Source organism: Streptomyces sp. NPDC058371 (genome assembly GCF_042723265.1).
In the GTDB taxonomy this organism is placed as follows: Bacteria; Actinomycetota; Actinomycetes; order Streptomycetales; family Streptomycetaceae; genus Streptomyces.
The window spans coordinates 1-17546 of record NZ_JBHXJC010000019.1; the positions used below are offsets into that span (position 1 = coordinate 1).

General features: G+C 71.1%; 12 protein-coding genes and 1 pseudogene. 8 read left to right on the forward strand and 5 right to left on the reverse strand.

Annotated features, from left to right (window positions below):
• The first annotated feature begins 432 nt into the window (after positions 1 to 432).
• Positions 433 to 882, forward strand: a complete 450-nt coding sequence (locus ACFWM2_RS36125) for a PTS glucose transporter subunit IIA (protein ID WP_383289103.1) — start codon at positions 433 to 435, stop codon at positions 880 to 882.
• Between the two features lie 90 nt (positions 883 to 972).
• A complete protein-coding gene (gene ptsP / locus ACFWM2_RS36130) occupies positions 973 to 2643 on the forward strand; it encodes a phosphoenolpyruvate--protein phosphotransferase (protein WP_383289106.1) in 1671 nt (556 codons plus the stop codon).
• A gap of 70 nt (positions 2644 to 2713) precedes the next feature.
• On the opposite strand, the gene ACFWM2_RS36135 is transcribed toward ptsP, so the two are convergent.
• Complete coding sequence (locus tag ACFWM2_RS36135) at positions 2714 to 3607, reverse strand: hypothetical protein (protein WP_383289109.1); 894 nt, start codon at positions 3605 to 3607, stop codon at positions 2714 to 2716.
• A gap of 23 nt (positions 3608 to 3630) precedes the next feature.
• Positions 3631 to 4839 (reverse strand): MFS transporter, encoded by a 1209-nt coding sequence (locus ACFWM2_RS36140; protein ID WP_383289111.1) that lies wholly within the window; start codon positions 4837 to 4839, stop codon positions 3631 to 3633.
• Positions 4840 to 4962: 123 nt separating this feature from the next.
• On the opposite strand from ACFWM2_RS36140, the gene ACFWM2_RS36145 reads away from it, so the two are divergent.
• Entirely contained in the window at positions 4963 to 6282 is a 1320-nt protein-coding gene (locus tag ACFWM2_RS36145; protein WP_383289114.1) for an aminotransferase class I/II-fold pyridoxal phosphate-dependent enzyme, read from the forward strand.
• Here ACFWM2_RS36145 and ACFWM2_RS36150 read toward each other — a convergent pair whose 3' ends face one another.
• On the reverse strand, positions 6283 to 8250 hold the full coding sequence (locus ACFWM2_RS36150) for an acetoacetate--CoA ligase (RefSeq protein ID WP_383289117.1): 1968 nt from the start codon (positions 8248 to 8250) through the stop codon (positions 6283 to 6285).
• Positions 8251 to 8463: 213 nt separating this feature from the next.
• On the opposite strand from ACFWM2_RS36150, the gene ACFWM2_RS36155 reads away from it, so the two are divergent.
• Complete coding sequence (locus tag ACFWM2_RS36155) at positions 8464 to 10830, forward strand: TIM-barrel domain-containing protein (RefSeq protein WP_383289120.1); 2367 nt, start codon at positions 8464 to 8466, stop codon at positions 10828 to 10830.
• A 55-nt stretch (positions 10831 to 10885) separates the two neighbouring features.
• Here the strand turns inward: ACFWM2_RS36155 and ACFWM2_RS36160 are convergent, their stop codons facing one another.
• Positions 10886 to 11422, reverse strand: coding sequence for an NUDIX domain-containing protein (locus tag ACFWM2_RS36160; RefSeq protein ID WP_383289123.1), 537 nt, complete (start codon positions 11420 to 11422; stop codon positions 10886 to 10888).
• A gap of 95 nt (positions 11423 to 11517) precedes the next feature.
• A complete protein-coding gene (locus ACFWM2_RS36165; protein WP_383289126.1) occupies positions 11518 to 12327 on the reverse strand; it encodes a M15 family metallopeptidase in 810 nt (269 codons plus the stop codon).
• A gap of 362 nt (positions 12328 to 12689) precedes the next feature.
• Between ACFWM2_RS36165 and ACFWM2_RS36170 the strand changes: the two genes are divergently transcribed.
• The 4 genes and pseudogenes from ACFWM2_RS36170 (at position 12690) to ACFWM2_RS36185 (ending at position 17546) form a co-directional block, all read left to right on the forward strand.
• The gene (locus ACFWM2_RS36170) at positions 12690 to 13115 is read left to right on the forward strand and encodes a Zn-ribbon domain-containing OB-fold protein (protein ID WP_383289129.1); all 426 of its coding nucleotides are present in this window, start codon (positions 12690 to 12692) and stop codon (positions 13113 to 13115) included.
• Between the two features lie 28 nt (positions 13116 to 13143).
• Positions 13144 to 14334, forward strand: coding sequence for a lipid-transfer protein (locus tag ACFWM2_RS36175; RefSeq protein ID WP_383289132.1), 1191 nt, complete (start codon positions 13144 to 13146; stop codon positions 14332 to 14334).
• 382 nt (positions 14335 to 14716) lie between these two features.
• Positions 14717 to 16370, forward strand: a pseudogene (locus tag ACFWM2_RS36180) (EAL domain-containing protein).
• A 390-nt stretch (positions 16371 to 16760) separates the two neighbouring features.
• The gene (locus tag ACFWM2_RS36185; RefSeq protein ID WP_383289135.1) at positions 16761 to 17546 is read left to right on the forward strand and encodes an MIP/aquaporin family protein; all 786 of its coding nucleotides are present in this window, start codon (positions 16761 to 16763) and stop codon (positions 17544 to 17546) included.

Below are 17546 nucleotides of genomic sequence, written 5' to 3' on the forward strand. Positions count from 1 at the left end.
GGGGTATCAACATATCTGGCGTTGATTTTTGGCACGCTGTTGAGTTCTCAAGGAACGGACGCTTCCTTTGTACTCACCCTCTCGGGCTTTCCTCCAGGCGCTTCCCTTCGGTGTTTCCAAACTCTATCAGGGTTTTTCCGTCTCTCTGACCACGGTCCTGCGAACATGCAGAACCGGACCCCGAGATAGGATCTGACAAGTTGGGTGCTGCCAGGCAAGGACGCTTGGATCGCATCGCTCAGCCTCAAGCAGGAGTACGACTGTACATGGGGCCTGGGAGCGGGCGCAAATCGTTTGCGCTGTGCTCTACGGCTGCCAACCGGGACCTCTCGTGCGGAACCGGCAGTTCATATGACATACCCTGCTGAACAGTGCGCCGTCCGATACAGGCAGTGACGGCCCATATGAATCTCCACCCCTGGGAGGCTTCCCATGACCACCGTGACGTCCCCTCTTGCAGGACGCGCCATCGGGCTCGCCGCAGTGCCGGACCCCGTCTTCTCCGGGGCCATGGTCGGCCCCGGAACGGCGATCGACCCCGTGCGTGAGCCCTCGGAGGCCGTTGCCCCCGTCGACGGAGTCGTTGTCTCGCTTCACCCGCATGCCTTTGTCGTGGTCGATGACCAGGGCCACGGTGTGCTGACCCACCTCGGCATCGACACCGTGCAGCTCAATGGCGAGGGCTTCGAGCTCCTCGTCAACAAGGGTGACACCGTGACGCGCGGTCAGGCCGTGATCCGCTGGAACCCCGCTGCCGTCGAGGCGGCTGGCAAGTCCGCGGTGTGCCCGGTCGTGGCACTCGAGGCCACGGCCGAGTCCCTCTCCGATGTCCGTGAGGACGGCGACGTGAAGGCCGGAGACGTTCTTTTCAGCTGGCAGTGACATCTGACAGCGACGTCAGCACCGTTCTGTACGACAAGTTGAACAACCACTGCGGCAGCTGGACTCGCCGCACTATCGGAGACGGGTGAGATGGAGACAACGCTGCGAGGCGTCGGCGTGAGCCACGGTGTGGCGATCGGCGAGGTTCGGCACATGGGAACGGCGGTGCTTGAACCGCCTGCCAAGCAGATTCCCGCGGAGGACGCGGCGCGCGAACAGGGGCGCGCCCGCAAGGCCGTGGAAGCTGTCGCCGCCGATCTGATGGCGCGTGGCAATCTGGCCGGAGGCGAAGCCCAGGCGGTGCTCGAGGCGCAGGCCATGATGGCCCAGGACCCCGAGCTGATGGCGGACGTGGAGCGGCGTATCGCCGTCGGCAGCACCGCGGAGCGCGCGGTCTACGACGCGTTCGCCGCGTATCGCGCGCTGCTGGCGGGTGCCGGTGAGTACCTGGCCGGGCGGGTGGCCGACCTCGACGACGTGCGGAACCGCATTGTCGCCCGGCTGCTCGGCGTACCCATGCCGGGCGTCCCGGACAGCGACGAGCCGTACGTTCTTATTGCGCGCGATCTCGCGCCGGCCGACACGGCGCTGCTCGACCCGACTCTTGTCCTCGGTTTCGTCACCGAGGAAGGCGGGCCGACCAGTCACAGCGCGATCCTGGCGCGGGCGCTCGGTGTTCCCGCGGTGGTCGCTCTTCCCGGTGCGGGTGAGCTCGCCGAGGGCACGGTGATCGCCGTGGACGGCAGCACCGGTGAGATCTTCGTGGAGCCGAGTGCCGAGAAGAGGGCGACGCTCGAGGCCGCGGCGGCGGAGCGGAAGGCGGCGCTGTCCGGCTCGACCGGTCCCGGGGCCACCTCCGACGGTCACAAGGTGCCGTTGCTCGCCAATGTCGGCGGTCCCGCGGACGTGCCGGCTGCCGTCGAGGCGGGTGCCGAGGGCGTCGGGCTGTTCCGTACCGAGTTCCTCTTCCTGGACGACAGCAAGAACGCGCCGTCCGAGGAGAAGCAGATCGAGGCGTACCGGCAGGTACTCGAGGCCTTCCCCGAGGGCCGCGTCGTCGTGCGTGTGCTCGACGCGGGTGCGGACAAACCGCTGGACTTCCTGACGCCGGCCGACGAGCCGAACCCGGCACTGGGTGTGCGGGGTCTGCGGTCGCTTCTCGACCACCCCGATGTTCTGCGCACGCAGCTGACCGCTCTGGCAAAGGCGTCGGAGGGCCTGCCGGTCTATCTCGAGGTCATGGCCCCGATGGTGGCCGACCGTACGGACGCGAAGGCGTTCGCGGAGGCCTGCCGGGAGGCCGGACTGCAGGCCAAGTTCGGTGCGATGGTCGAGATTCCGTCGGCCGCGCTGCGGGCGCGGTCGATCCTGCAGGAGGTCGAGTTCCTGTCCCTGGGCACCAACGACCTCGCGCAGTACACGTTCGCCGCGGACCGGCAGGTGGGTGCGGTGTCCCGTCTGCAGGACCCGTGGCAGCCGGCACTGCTCGACCTGGTCGCGCTGTCCGCCGAGGCGGCGAAGGCCGAGGGCAAGAGCTGTGGTGTCTGCGGTGAGGCGGCGTCGGATCCGCTGCTCGCTTGTGTGCTGACCGGTCTGGGGGTCACCTCCCTGTCGATGGGTGCCGCGTCGATTCCCTATGTCCGGGCGACGCTGGCGAAGTACACGCTGGCGCAGTGCGAGCGGGCTGCTGCTGCCGCGCGTGCCACGGACACGGCCGAGGAGGCGCGGAACGCGGCTCAGGCGGTGCTGTCCGGCGAGTAGCCGGCATCCCGTCCGGTGATCGGCTGTTGTCAGGGGCGCTCCACCTGCGGGTGGGGCGCCCCTGGCGCGTTCAGTGCGTGTGTCCCGGCGTCTGGCCCTCCGCTCCGAGGTCGGGCGGGGTGCAGTAGTCGACGCCGGATTCCGGGGAGACGAGCTCGCCGGATTCGACGTCGGTGCAGTAGGCGTCGAAGACCTCGGACGCGGTGAGGGCTTCCAGGCCCGCTCCCCGCAGGCGCCATCCGTAGACACGATCGGTTGTCCCGGATGCGCTGGTGCGCATGACGAGGCCGCCCGGCGCCTGGGTCGCGATGCCGAGAGCCAGGACCGTGGTGAATTCCAGTACTTCGGACTCGTCGAGGTCTGTCATGCCCTCGGCGCCGTCGCCGGCCCGGAGCACTGCCATGAGTGATTCGGCGGCCGCCGAGACGCTGCAGACGAGGTGGCGCTCGCCCGGGCCCGCGGTGTCGAGGATGCGAGCGACCAGGTGCGCGGCCTGGGTGAAGGCGGCTCGTCCGATGTCCTCGCCGCAGGACGCGCAGCTGCCGATGCGGGCCAGGAACGTGGCCGCGTACTCCCAGGTGGCTTGGCGTACGGCCTCGGCCACGAGGTCGGGGACGAGGTCGGCGAGAGGTTGTCCTTCGTAGGGAAGGGTGGGGCCGGTCGCGGCCAGCTCGGCCGTGAAGCGGGTGCGGCTGGCCGGGGCGTCGGGGTCCAGGCCGGCGGCGGCGCAGAACTCGGCGTATTCCTCGGGGTCGAAGAGGGCCACCGTGGTGTGGCTGCCCTGGGAGGCGAGGGTCCTGAGGAGGGCTTCGACCTGCTGGAGGTAGGTCCTGTGGTCGTCGAACGTGAAGGTGCGGTAGCGGCGCATGGCCGCGAAGTCCTGCTCGTCGGTGAGCAGGCCGATGGTGCCGGCGATTTCGCGGCGCAGGACGCGTCGCATCGTGTTGTGTTCGGTGTGCGCCATGTTCTCCCCCTGTGCACAGTCGATCAATGCTCACTCACAGTAATCGGAGGCACTGACAACGCGGGTCGATCGAGATGATCGCGCACAAGGCGATGCTGGATTACGCAGGTCAGGGCGATGGTCGCGCCGAAGACGCCCCAGCCGGCGGGGCCGGTCGCGATGGCCGCGGTGACGGCGAGTGGTCCGATGGCGCGCTGGATGGATTGCGCGAGGCCGTGCACGCCGAGGTACGCGCCCTGTGCGTTTTCGGGGGCGAGAGCGATGGACAGTTCCCAGGACACCGTGGCGTGGAGTATCTCCGCCATGGTGAAGGCGATGGCCGAGGCGGTGAGGAACAGGGTCGCGGTGAGCGGTCCGCCCGTGACGGAGAGGGCCATCGTGACACCGCCCAGCGCGAAGATCGCGGAGAGCGGGAGCAGCAGGGCGCGGGCCGCGGCCGTGGTCGCGCCGAACCGGGCCATGGGGACCTGGAGGGCCACGACCATCACGTTGTTGAGGACCAGGAGCAGGGGCGCGAGCCCGTGCGGGGCATTGCTCGCGTGGGCGATCCACAGGGGCAGGCCGACCTTGAACACGGCGTCGTCCAGGAAGAGAAGGGTCTCGGTGGCGACGTACGCGAGGTAGGTGCGGTCTCGCCATGGTCCGGCCGTCTTGGCCTTGGGACGCGGGTCCTTCGAGGTGGCGACCGTACGCGAGGGTGACGGGGGCTCGCCGCAACGGAGTGTGAGGGCGGCGGCGCAGAGGAAGGAGACGGCGTCGCCCGCGAGGAGCCACTGGTAGGCCGCGGCAGTGCCGATTCCGAGGGCCGCTGCCGCGACGAGGCCGCCCACTGCCCAGCCGGCGTTGGCGACGGTGCGGTTGACGGCCTGGTAGCGGACGCGGTCCGGGCCCGCTATGCGCGCCGCGTAGAGCTTGGTGAGGACGTTGGCTGCCCGGTCGCCGAGGCCGCCGAGGGCGGAGAAGGCGACCAGCAGCGCGAAGTTGTCCGTGGTGAGCAGGGCGAACGAGGCCAGGGCGCGCAGTATTTGGAGGGCGATCAGGACGTGTGTGAGAGGCAGGCGGTCGGCGAGGTGCCCGCCGAGTGGCGCGCCGGCGATGCCGATGGCCCCGGCGATCGCCACGAGGGTGCCGACCTCGGCGACGGAGAGGCCCGTGACGTATGTGAAGTACAGGACGGAGACGGAGGCCCAGAGGCCGCTGCCGATGCGGTCCACGAGGGCGATCCAGAGCATTCTGCGACCGTCAGGGCCTCCTGGAATGCGCGTTGACCATGCGGCTGCGCGGCGCGCTGGGCTCACTGCTCCCCCTTGCTTCGAGCCTTGCTCGAAACTATGTATTGGTACATACTGTGTAACGTGGCAACACAATATGGGATCGCAGGTACGACAGCCAAGGGGATTGCGGCGTCCGTCGAACGGGGTGTGGCCGAGGGCGCGTTGAGCCCCGGCGCGGCGCTACCGCCCGTGCGCAGGCTCGCCGATGAACTGGGGGTGAGCGCGGGAACGGTCGCGACGGCCTACAAGGAGCTGCGGCAGCGCGGGATCGTGGTGACGCGCGGGCGCGGCGGGACCGTGGTCGCCGCCGCTCCAGCGGTCGCTTCGCGGCGCCCTCCGAAGGTGCCCGCCGGGCTGCGCGACCTCGCCGGCGGGCACCCTGACCCCGAGTTGCTCCCCGATCTGGTGCCGCCGTCGCGCCTCTCCCCCGGTGCGCGGTCGCACCGCGCCACGCCTCGGGTGGCACGGCTGGAGGACGCCATACGCGACTGGTTGAGGCCGGACGGGGTGCCGGCGGACGGGGTGACGTTCGCCCACGGGGCTCTGGATCTGATCGGGCGGCTGCTCTCCGTGGAGCTGCGTCCCGGGGATGCCGTGGCCATGGAGGACCCCGGTTATCACCATCTGCTCGATCTGGTCACGGCATTGGGCCTGCGCACGGTGCCGGTCGCCGTGGACGACGAGGGCATCCGGCCGGATGCCCTGCGTTCCGCGCTGCGCGCGGGTGTCCGGGCGGTGGTGTGCAGTCCGCGAGCGCAGAACCCGTACGGCGGGTACTTCTCGGCGGCGCGCCGTGACGCGCTGGTCGAGCTGCTCCGGGAGGAGCCCGAAGTGCTGGTCGTGGAGAACGACCACGCGTCCGCCGTTGCGAGCGCACCGCTGCGCAGCCTGACGTCGGGCGGTCTGACGCGCTGGGTGCACGTGCGGACCGTGAGCAAGTTTCTCGGGACCGACCTGCGCTGGGCCGCGGCGGCCTGCGATCCGGTGAGTCTGGCGCGGCACGACGGCCGGATGCTGCTGACCTCGGGGTGGGTCAGTCATCTGCTTCAGGAGACCGTCTACGGACTGATGACGGACAAGGGCACGCGCGCGTTGGTGGCTCGCGCACAGGAGACGTACGAGCTGCGGCGGAAAGCTCTCGTCGGAGAGTTCGCGTCGCGCGGGATCGCGGCCGACGGCGTGAGCGGGATGAACGTGTGGGTGCCGGTGCGGGACGAGTCCGCTGTCGTCAACGGACTGCGGTCGTACGGCTGGTGGGTCGCGGCGGGTGCGCGCTTCCGGCTCCTGTCCGGGCCCGGTGTGCGGATCTCGGTCGCCGAGCTGCGGCCGGCCGACGCGGCGCGGCTGGCCTCGGACTTCGCGGCAGTGCTGGGTGAGTCCGAGGCCACCTACGGGGGTTGATCAGGCGCGCTTGCGGGCCAGGTCCTCGTAGAAGCGCAGCAGTTCGACGTTGTCCACGGAACCGAGATTGACCGCCTTCTCCAGTGGGGCGCCCTGGAGGAGGCGTTTCACCGGGACCTCGATGCGCTTTCCGGTGAGGGTGTGCGGGACTCCGGGAACTTCGATGACCTCGTCGGGGACGTGGCGAGGTGAGAGCTGTTCGCGGATGGTCCGCTTGATGCGGCCCAGGAGGGCCTGGTCGAGCACGGCTCCGGGGGCGAGGTGCACGAAAAGGGGCATCCAGTAGCCGCCGTCGGGCTGTTCGATGCCGATGACGAGCGACTCCTTGATCTCGGGGAGACGCTCGACCGCTTCGTAGATGTCGGCTGACCCCATGCGTACGCCCTGGCGGTTGAGCGTGGAGTCGGAGCGGCCGTGGATGACGACCGAGCCGCGGGAGGTGAGCGTGATCCAGTCGCCGTGGCGCCACACTCCGGGATACATGTCGAAGTAGCTGTCGTGATAGCGGCTGCCGTCGGGGTCGTTCCAGAAGCGGATGGGCATGGACGGCATGGGGTTGGTGACCACGAGCTCGCCGACCTCGTCGATGACGGGCGCGCCGCTCGGGTCCCACGCCTGGAGGTCGGTGCCGAGACCCGGCGCCTGGAGTTCGCCGATGTACACCGGGAGCGTGGGTACGGCGCCGGCGAAACAGGAGCAGACATCCGTGCCGCCGCTGACGGACGCGATCCACAGGTCGTCGCGGACCTCGTCGTGCAGCCAGCGGAACCCGTCGGGCGGCAGGGGCGAGCCGGTGGTCGCCACGCACTGGACGCGCGAGAGGTCGAAGTCGCGGGAGGGGTGGACGCCGGCTTTGCGACAGGCCATGACGTACGCCGCGGAGGTACCGAACAGGGTGGCTCCCGTGCGCTCGGCGATCCGCCACTGGGCGCCCGTGTCCGGGTAGCCGGGGCTGCCGTCGTACAGGACGATCGTGGTGCCCGTGAGCAGGCCGGAGACGAGGAAGTTCCACATCATCCAGCCGGTGGACGTGTACCAGAAGAAGCGGTCCTCGGGTCCCAGGTCGCAGTGCAGGCCGAGCTGCTTGAGGTGTTCGACGAGGATGCCGCCCTGGGACTGGACGATCGCCTTGGGCAGGCCCGTCGTGCCGGAGGAGTAGAGCACCCAGAGGGGGTGGTCGAAGGGCACCTGCTCGAAGACGGGTGCCACGTCCGCGGACGTCAGGGCGGACCACTCCAGGGCACCCTCGGGGGCGTCGGTGCCGAGCAGCGGGATGTGGACCACCGCGCGCAGGGTGGGCAGTTCCCGGCGCAGTTCGGCGACGGTGTCGCGGCGGTCGTGCTCTTTGCCGCCGTAGTGGTAGCCGTCGACGGTGAACAGCACGACCGGTTCGACCTGCTGAAAGCGGTCGAGGACGCTGCGGGCGCCGAAGTCCGGGGCGCAGGACGTCCAGACGCCGCCCACGGCGGCCGTGGCGAGCAGGGCGACGACGGCCTGCGGGACGTTCGGGAGATAGCCGCTGACGCGGTCTCCGGGGCGTACGCCGAGGGTGCGCAGTTCGGCGGCCAGGGAGCCGACCTGCCGGCGGAGCTCGGACCAGGTCACCGGCCTCGGCTCGTGGGTCTCGTCGACGTGCAGCAGGGCCGGCTCGTCCGCACGCGTGTCGGCGGCGCGCAGGGCGTGTTCGGCGTAGTTCAGGGTCGCCCCGGGGAACCACTCGGCACCGGGCATGGAACGGTCGCCGAGCACGCGCGCGTAGGGGGTCGAAAAGCGGACGTCGAACCACTCGGTGACGGCTTTCCAGAAGGTGTCCAGCTCGTCGACGGACCAGCGGTGCAGCGCCGCGTATCCCCCCTCGGACGGGGCTCCGTGCCGTTCCGCCGCCCAGGCCTGGAACTTGGTGATCTGTGACCGGGCGATGCGGTCCGGATCGGGCTGCCAGAGCGGCGAGGGGTTGTCTGCGGACATGGAGCGGCTCCCGGACTGTGCGCGTCGTGTGCGTCTGGCGCGCACGGGCAGGGGTGTGCGCGTCACGCGGCTGACACGGACGATGCCATGTGATCGACTTCCACACCAGGGTGCGCCACACATAGTCCGTGTCGTGAAGATGTGCTCCCGCCATGGGTGAACGGCAGTTGAACGGCTCACATGCGGGGTGCCGTCAATGGCAGGGTGAGCGGCATGGACGGTCGTGACCTGGTGCGTTCGGTGAAGGCGGTCGGTTCGGGGGGTGTCGTTCAAGGGTTGCGTACCGTGCGGGCGGCGTGGCGCCGGAGGCGTACCGACGCCACCGGTTTGCCGCAACGGGGTGCCGAGCGCGCCCGGGTCCCCGGATCGGTGCAGAGCGTGGAGCCGGCACCCGGCGGCGGGGTGGTCCGGTTCGCCCGCTCCGAGCTGCGGGTCTCCGTGGCGGTGAACGGGGCCGTGTTCTGGGGCTGGGAGGGGGCCGGACCGGAGCCGTCGTACGCGATCGGGAGCCGGTGCCCCGAGCCGGACCCGCGGGCCGTTCTGGAGCCGGACAAGGACGGCGGCTGGCGGATCGTGGCCGAGCGGGTCACGGTCACCGTCTCGCGGCACGGTGCGGTCGAGGTGTGCACGCCGGGCGGAGTGACCCTGCGCCGCGATCTGCCGCCCCGGTGGTGGGAGGCCGCCGACGGCGGCCCGGCGCGTTGGATGCAGCGTTCGGAAGTGGCGGCCGACGCGCGGTTCTTCGGCCTCGGCGGGCGGGCCGCGGGACCCCGGCTGCGGGACGGGACCTACCGCCTGTGGAACACCGACCCGGGCCACAGCTTCGCGCCGGGCGACGACCCCCTGTACATCACGATGCCGGTGCAGATGGTGGTGGCCGACGCGGCCACGCATCTCGTGTTCCACGACACCTCGTGGGACGGCACGGTGACGCTGCGCGAGGGCGAGGAAGGGGCCGGGTCCGGGCACGACCGCGCCGGGACGTGCGAGCTGCGTATGGAAGGCGGCCCGCTGCGCTGCTGGGTGATGGTGGGCACCCCCGCGCGCGTGCTGCATGCCTGGGCCTCGCTGACCGGGGCACCCGCGCTGCCGCCGGCCTGGGCGCTCGGACACCACCACGCGCGGTGGGGATTCGGCAGCGAACAGGAGGTGCGCCGGATCGTTGCCGGGTACCAGGAGCGCGACCTGCCCCTCGACGCGGTCCACCTGGACATCGACCACTACGACGCGCACCAGGTGTTCACGGTCGATCAGGAGCATTTCCCGAAGCTGCCGGTGCTCGCTGAGGAGCTGCGGCGCGACGGGATCCGCCTGGTGTCGATCGTCGACCCGGCGGTCAAGGCCGAGCCGGGCAACGCCGTGTACGACAGCGGGACGGCCGAGGACGCCTTCGTACGGGACGCCTCGGGACGGGTCGTGGAGGGCGTCGTGTGGCCCGGGGAGTCGGTCTATCCGGACTTCACGCACGCGCGCGTGCGGCAGTGGTGGGGGGCGCTCTACTCGGAACGGCTGGCGCAGGGGTTCGCCGGGTTCTGGCACGACATGAACGAGCCGACGTCGTTCACGGCCTTCGGGGAGAACACCCTGCCCAGGTCTGCCCGGCACTCCCTGGAGGGGCGGGGCGGGGACCATCGCGAGGCGCACAACGTGTACGCGCTGTGCATGGCGCGGGCCGGGTACGAGGGGCTGCGTGCGCTGACTCCCGAGGAGAGGCCGTTCATCTTCTCCCGCTCCGGGTGGGCCGGGATGCAGCGCTACGGAGGGGCGTGGTCGGGCGATGTGGCCACGGGCTGGCCCGGGCTGCGGGCGTCGCTGTCGCTGGTGATGGGTCTCGGGCTGTGCGGCATGCCGTACTCGGGGCCCGATGTGGGCGGCTTCGACGGCAGCCCGTCCGCGGAGTTGTATCTGCGGTGGTTCCAGCTCGGCGCCTACCTGCCGCTGTTCCGCATCCACGCGAGTCTGCGGGCGGGGCGCCGGGAGCCCTGGGAGTTCGGGGACGAGGTCCTTGAGCACGCGCGCGTGGCGCTCGTCCAACGGCGGCGGCTGCTGCCGTACTTCATGACCCTGGCGCACCTGGCACGGCGTACGGGGGCGCCCTATGTGCGTCCTGTGTGGTGGGGCGCGCCCGAGGACCGGGCGCTGCGTGACTGTGAGGACGTCTTTCTGCTCGGTGACTGTCTTCTGGTCGCGCCGGTGCTGGATCCGGGGGCGGACCGGCGGGCGGTGCAGCTGCCGCGGGGACGGTGGTACGACACCGTGACCGAGGCGGTGTACGAGGGACCGGGTCAGGTGCTGGTCGACGCCCCCTTGTCGCGGATTCCGGTGCTCGCGCGCGCGGGTGCCGTCGTGCCCGTGCGAGGCGACGACGGCGGCCTGGAGCTGGAGGTGTGGGCGCCCGCGCGGGGGCGTACCGGCGGCGGGCTGCTGGTGGCCGACGCCGGTGACGGCTGGGAGGAGCCGGAGATCGAGCGCTATGTGACGCGCTGGGAGGGACGGCGGGTCGTGGTCGAGCGGGACGGGGAGAACGGCCCGGGCGAGCCGTCCCTCCCGGTGCGGCTGCGGGGACTCGACGCGCGCTGAGCGGCCCGGACGGGCGAGCCCGGGGGGTGCGGGGACGCTGCGCGGCGAGCACCGCTCAGATGTAGCGCCCTTCGAACCACGCCTGGACGGCCAACGTGTGCAGCGGGAAGGCCAGTTCCGCCGGCCGACGGAGCAGGTGCCAGCCCGCCGTCTCGTCGGTGGCCGCCGGCGCGGGCAGATCCGCGACCGGGCGTTCGGGCAACTGCCCGAAGAGCAGCAGATGGCCGTCAGGAGAGCTCATCGCGTCGGCGAGCCGCACCTCGCGGCCGGCCGCGTCGATCCCGGTCTCCTCCTTCAGTTCCCGCACGACGGCTTGGCGCCAGTCCTCCCGGTGGTCGATGAACCCTCCGGGCAGGGCGACGCCCCCGCGCGCGGGGGTGATGGTCCGCGTGATCACCACCAGAGCGGTGCCCTTGGTGTCGTAGACGGGTTGCAGGGCCACGGCGACGGGCAGCGGGTTGCGGTATGCGACCGTGCCGCACGCGGCGCAGGTGCGGGGCCAGCCGGAGATGCCCTCTCCGTAGGACGCTCCACAGCTCGAACAGTGCGAGTCAGGCGCGGAGTTGACGGTTGCATGGTGAGTTTCGGACACGCGGCGGACTGTATCCGATCACGGAGAGGGCGTTCCCAGGGGTGCCTGGTAAGGCCCTGGACGCCTCCTCCAGGGCGCCGGCTCACAGCCGGAGTTCAGTGCGACGAGGTGAGGGACTTCCTGGAGACCGGGAAGTCGAAATAGGTGTCCGGGTAGGGCTCCGGCTTGTACGTGTAGTGCCACCATTCCTCGGCGAGATTGACGAAGCCGAGGTCTTCGAGGGTGCCCTTCAGGAGCATCCGGTTGGACCGCTGTTCGCCCTGGATGCGCGGGTCCAGGGTGTGGGCCAGGGTGTCGAAGCAGTCGAATCCGGTGCCCATGTCCACGGAGTTGTCCGGGAAGCGCTCGCCCTGGGGGGCGTAACACGGCACGAGGGGCTCTCCGGGGACGTACGGCCGGGTCGGCCCGGCCGGCACCTTGACGATCGTCAGGTCCATCGTCGAGCCCCGGCTGTGTCCCGACTTCTCGGCGATGTAACCGTCCTCGAACAGACGGGTCTTGTCGACCTGCGGATAGAACTCCGGTTTCATCGCCTGGTCGTCGAGATCCTTGGCCCAGCGTACGAAGTGGTCCACGGCGCGCTGCGGCCGGTAGCAGTCGTAGACCTTGAGGGTGTAGCCCTGGTGCAGAAGCTTCGTCTGCGCCTTGCGGAGGGCCTGGGCTGCAGGGCGGGTCAGGATGCAGACCGGCTGCCGGTAGCCGTCGATGCGCTCGCCCACGAAGTTGTGCGGCGTGAAGTAGCGCATCTCCTGAAGGATCGTCGGGTCCACTGATCTCAGGGCCACGAAGTCCTTGGGCGCCTTCGGTTCGGGAGTCGCGCGGGCGGTGGCGGAGGCCGCGGTCACGGACAGCAGGGCCGCGAGCGCGGTCACCAGGCCGCGCACTGCGGTGGAGAGTCGGGTCATGACCCCTGCGTCTATCAGGACCGGGTTCCTCGTGGGAAGGGATCGCATACGGTCCGTGCTCCATCGGGTGAAGCGGGGCGGAGCCGCGGCTGGACGGACACCCCGAGGCCGCGCCGCCCCTGGGGTGCACAGCGAGGACCCGAGCCGCCGTGGGGCGCGTGGAGAGCGCTCGGAGCCGCCCTGGGCTTGCTGGGGCCCGAGCCGTCCCCCAGCACCCGACCGTCCGTGCCGCTGCTGCTCCCCCGGAGAAGGCCGCTCCGTTCTCCGCGACGCCCTGCCCAATCCCGGTCCTCCGTGCCACACTTCTGACGTTCCGTCAGATCCGCTGTCCTGGAGGAGCTTTGTCGCCTACGCGCACACCTGTGGTGGCCGGTTGGTTCGCCGGAGACGGAGAGGGCTTCCATCTCCTCGGCACGCGTTGCTCCACGTGCTCGGCGGTCTTCTTCCCGCGCGAGGACACGTTCTGCCGCAACCCCGGCTGCGGTGGCGGCGAGCTGGAAGAGGTGCCGCTGTCCCGGCGCGGTCGCGTCTGGTCGTACACGGACAGCCGGTACCGCCCTCCGTCACCCTATGTGTCCGATCCGGAACTCCCGTGGGAGCCGTACACGTTGATCGCTGTGGAGCTGGAGGCCGAGCAGATCGTGGTACTCGGCCAGACGGTCCCCGGGATCAGCGTCGCCGACCTGACGGTCGGCATGGAGGTGGAGGTGGTGCCGGGAGTGCTGAACGAGGAAGCGGAGACCGCCTGGACCACCTGGCACTGGCGGCCGACGGGGGCGACGGCATGAAGTGTGCGCGGCGAGCGGGGGTGACGGCATGACGGGCGAGGTGGCGGTGCTCGGCACGGGCATGCACCCCTGGGGCAAATGGGGGCGCGGTTTCGTCGAGTACGGGACGGTGGCCGCGCGGGCGGCGCTGGCCGACGCGGGGGTCGACTGGCGGGACGTGGGCTCGATCGTCGGCGCCGACACCGTGCGCGGCGGATATCCGGGATACGTGGCGGGGGCGACGTTCGCGAAAGCACTGGGCTGGCAGGGCGCCCGGGTGGCCAGTGTCTACGCGGCGTGCGCCTCCGGCGCGCAGGCGGTCAACACGGCGCGGGCGCAGATCCTTTCGGGTCTCGCGGACGTCGTGCTCGTCGTCGGCGCCGACGCGGCCCCGAAGGGCTTCTTCCGTCCCGCGGGCGGCGACCGACCCGACGATCCGGACTGGCTGCGCTTCCGGGTCCTCGGGGCCACGAATCCGACGTACTTCGGGCTGTACGCGCGGCGGCGGATGGCCGAGCACGGGGACACACCGGAGGACTTCGCCCAGGTCAAGGTGAAGAACGCCGCCCAGGGGGCGCTGAATCCGAACGCGCGCTACCGCAAGCGGGTCACCGCGGAGGAGGTCGCCGCCTCCGCCGTCGTCGCGGATCCTCTGCGGCTGCTCGACATCTGCGCGACCTCGGACGGCGGCGCGGCCCTCGTGCTGTCGAGCATGGAGTTCGCGCGACGGCACGGTGCGGCCGATCCCGTGCGGATACGGGCGGTGTCGACGGTGACACCGCGCTATCCGAGCACCGTGCTCGATCTGCCGGACATCGCGACGGACTCCGCGGTGGCGGCGCAACCGGCGAGCGACACGTTCCGCGCGTCCATCGCGCATGCCGCGTACGAGGAGGCGGGGATCGGCCCCGAGGACCTCTCGCTCGCCGAGGTGTACGACCTCTCCACGGCACTGGAGTTGCAGTGGTACGAGGACCTCGGCCTGTGCGGAGCGGGGGAGGCGGTGAAGCTGCTGAGGGAGGGCACGACGGCCCTGGGCGGGCGCATACCGGTGAACGTCAGCGGCGGCCTGGCCTCGTTCGGGGAAGCAGTTCCGGCGCAGGCGATCGCCCAAGTGTGCGAGCTGACCTGGCAGTTGCGGGACGACGCGGGCGACCGACAGGTCACGGGGGCGCGGGTGGGGATCACCGCGAACCAGGGGCTGTTCGGGCACGGGTCGTCGGTGATCGCCGTCCGGTGAGTCGGCGGTGGCCCGGGACGGGGAGGCGCCGCCGCGCCGGCTGGTCGGCCGTGCGCACGGAGGCCCTCGGTCCGGTGCCGGGCGTCCTCGCCCGCGTGCCGCGGTCGGGGCCCCGGAGTGCGGTGGCGTCCGTGCTCCGGAGCGGCGGTTCGTGGTCGCCGCGCGGTGGTCGCGCTGATGGTCGTACGGCCGTGGCATCGGTGCGTGTCGTCGTCCCACGGGTAGCGATCGCCGAGCCGGCGGCCGGACGACCACACCCGCACGTGTCGTCATACCGCTGCCACCGGACTGGTGTGCGCACCTGCTGTGACGAGCTCGGAATCCTGCGTGAACAGCGCATGAATCGCGCCTGGGCGCGCGCGGGGGGCGCCATCATGCTGCCGTGCCCTCCTGGACGGATACTCTCCGCTTCGCCTTCCAGCCGGTCGTCAACCTGACCACCGGAGGAGTCGTGGCGTTGGAGATACTCGCGCGTCCGGAGGCCGGTGACATCCTGGCGCAGGCCCGCCGCGATCCCGAACTCGACGGGACCCTGGCCGCGTTGGCCATCCGCGCGGCGGCCCGCAAGGAGACGCTGCTGCCGCTGCACGTCAACGTGTTCGCGGGGACGCCGGCCGACCTCGGAGGCCTGGCCGCACTCCGGACCGCCGTGCGCGAGGCCGGGCGGATGGCGTGGGAGGTGACGGTCGACATCGGGCCGCCGTACACGCATGTGCCCCAGCACGCCCTGCTGGAGGCGGTGGCCGCACTCCGGGCGGACGGCTTCCGGATCTGCGCGGACGGCGTCGGTGACGGCGACATACCGCTGCGGCTGCTGACCGATCTCGCGCCCGAGCTCGTGAAACTCGACGTCTCCCTGCTGGCCCGGCCCGCGGCGGTGCGCGCCATGCGGACGCTCTGCGAGCACCTGGGCGCCCTGTTGTCCGTCGAGGGGGTCGAGACGGAGACGCAGTGCGCGGCCGCGGTGGCGGCGGGTGCTCAGCTGGCGCAGGGTGAGCTGTTCGCGCCGCCGGCCCGGCTGCCGGCCACGGACGTATACGTTCCGCTGCTCGCCCCCGCCCCGGCAGTAGCGCCTCGGTCCGGGCCGTCCGTGCGGCAGTTCGTACGGCCCGCCGCGCTGTTGCCCGCCTCGGCGTCGGCCGGGCAGGTGCGGGCGCTGCTCACCGGATCGCCCGACGTCTCGGGGGTGCTGCTCGTCGACGCCTCCGGAGTGCCGGTCAGGTCGGTGCACCGGTCACGGTTTCTGCTGTCGATGTCCGGACGGTACGGGCACGCTCTGTACGCCGACCGGCCGGCCGCGAAGCTCGGCGATCCACCGCGAACGGTCGGTGTCGACGCGACCGCGTGGGAGGTGCTCGACGTGGTGGCCGTCGGGGACCGGGACCGCACGTCCGACGATGTCGCCGTGGTCGACCTGTACGGGCGGTGCGTGGGCGTCGTACGGCTCGCGGATCTCGTACGGGCGCTGGCCGAGAGCCGGGTCGAGGAGGCGGCGGGGCTCAACCCGCTGACCCGGCTGCCCGGTTCGGACGCGATCACCTGCGAGGTGGACCGACGGATCGCGGACGGCCGGGCGTTCGCGCTGAGCTGGCTGGACGTCGACCACTTCAAGCGGGTGAACGACGGGGCCGGCTTTCGCGGCCGGGGACGAGCTGATCCGGGCGGTGGGGCGGGCGTTGCAGCGCACCGCGTCGGACGCCACGCGCGTGGGGCACATCGGCGGTGACGACTTCCTGGTTCTCGCGGACCCGGACGGTCTCGAACCGGTGGCGGCCTCGGTGCTCGACACGCCGTGGTCGGCGGGCGGGCGTGCCGTGACCCTGTCCTTGGCCACCGTGCTGTGCCCGCCGGGCAGCGTGCGCGACCACCGGCAGGCGGCCGCCTGCCTCGCACCCCTCAAGCAGGCCGCGAAGGCCCTGCCGGGCGCGAGCTGGGTCCTCGGACGGGCGGGCCTGCCGGGCCACGAGATCCGCCGCGGCTCGGGGGCGGCTGCGGCCGAGGCGGGATGTGGGGCGGGCGGGCCCGGAAGGGGGTGAGGCGGCTCGTCGGCCGGATGCCGCCGGCCCCGAGGAGCACGGCGCCGCCCGACTCCCGGACCGTACACGCCACTTGGCGCCGAGGGCGGCCGGCGCCGGTACCCGCCAACCGTTGCGGTCGGCGACCTTGACGCCCCCTGGGCACCGGTGAACACTTCCCGGTGTCAGTCGGCATCGCCGCATTCGGGTCTCTTCGGGCACTGTGCCGCTCGGGTTCCCGCCTGCACAAAAGGCCATCCCTCAGGGGCGATTCCACTGCGACGGCACGCTCGTCACGGACGCCGGGCGGGGCGCGGGATCTCCCTGCCTTCGGCTGAAGTAGCCATGGGAAACGCACCCTGCACGGTGGACCGGGGCGGACCGCCCCGGGCGAGGGCCCTAGGAGCCGCCATGAGCAACGGAGACATTTTCGTCGGCGAAGTCATCGGCACGGCGATCCTCATTCTCTTCGGCGCCGGAGTCTGCGCCGCCGTCACTCTCAGATACTCGAAGGCCAGAGCCTCGGGCTGGATCGTGATCGCGTTCGGCTGGGGGTTCGGCGTGCTGGCCGGCGCCTACACCGCCGCTCCGCTGTCCGGGGGCCACCTCAACCCGGCCGTCACCATCGGCGTCGCCGTCGACACGGGCGTCTGGAACAAGGTCTGGATCTACCTGCTGGGCCAGATGGTCGGCGCGATGCTGGGAGCCGTCCTCGCGTATCTCGTCTACTTGGCCCAGTTCCAGGCGAACGTACGCACGACGGGCACCACGGAGGGCACCGAGGACGAACCGACGCCGACCCTCGGCATCTTCTCCACCATCCCGGAGATCCGGAATCCGGTCGCCAATCTGATCACCGAGATCATCGCGACGATCGGCCTGGTGCTGCCGATCCTCGCCTTCGGCAAGAACGTCGGCATCGGTATCGGCCCGGTGCCCGGCGAACAGGCGGGAATCTACGGCTCCGGCATCTCGGTCCTGCTGGTGTCCCTGCTCGTCGTCGGCATCGGTCTCTCCCTCGGCGGGCCCACGGGCTACGCCATCAACCCGGCGCGCGACCTGGGCCCGCGCATCGTGCACACCTTCCTGCCCATCCCGAACAAAGGCACCTCCGACTGGGGCTACGCCTGGGTCCCGGTCGTCGGCCCGCTGATCGGAGGGGCGCTCGCGGGCCTCATCTACAACACCGCCTTCTGA

Coding starts and splice junctions, on each gene's coding strand:
- ptsP (WP_383289106.1), top strand. CDS start 973: ATGGAGACAACGCTGCGAGGCGTCGGCGTGAGCCACGGTGTGGCGATC.
- ACFWM2_RS36175 (WP_383289132.1), top strand. CDS start 13,144: ATGACGGGCGAGGTGGCGGTGCTCGGCACGGGCATGCACCCCTGGGGC.
- ACFWM2_RS36140 (WP_383289111.1), bottom strand. CDS start 4,839: ATGCTCTGGATCGCCCTCGTGGACCGCATCGGCAGCGGCCTCTGGGCC.
- ACFWM2_RS36150 (WP_383289117.1), bottom strand. CDS start 8,250: ATGTCCGCAGACAACCCCTCGCCGCTCTGGCAGCCCGATCCGGACCGC.
- ACFWM2_RS36125 (WP_383289103.1), top strand. CDS start 433: ATGACCACCGTGACGTCCCCTCTTGCAGGACGCGCCATCGGGCTCGCC.
- ACFWM2_RS36165 (WP_383289126.1), bottom strand. CDS start 12,327: ATGACCCGACTCTCCACCGCAGTGCGCGGCCTGGTGACCGCGCTCGCG.
- ACFWM2_RS36185 (WP_383289135.1), top strand. CDS start 16,761: ATGAGCAACGGAGACATTTTCGTCGGCGAAGTCATCGGCACGGCGATC.
- ACFWM2_RS36135 (WP_383289109.1), bottom strand. CDS start 3,607: ATGGCGCACACCGAACACAACACGATGCGACGCGTCCTGCGCCGCGAA.
- ACFWM2_RS36155 (WP_383289120.1), top strand. CDS start 8,464: ATGGACGGTCGTGACCTGGTGCGTTCGGTGAAGGCGGTCGGTTCGGGG.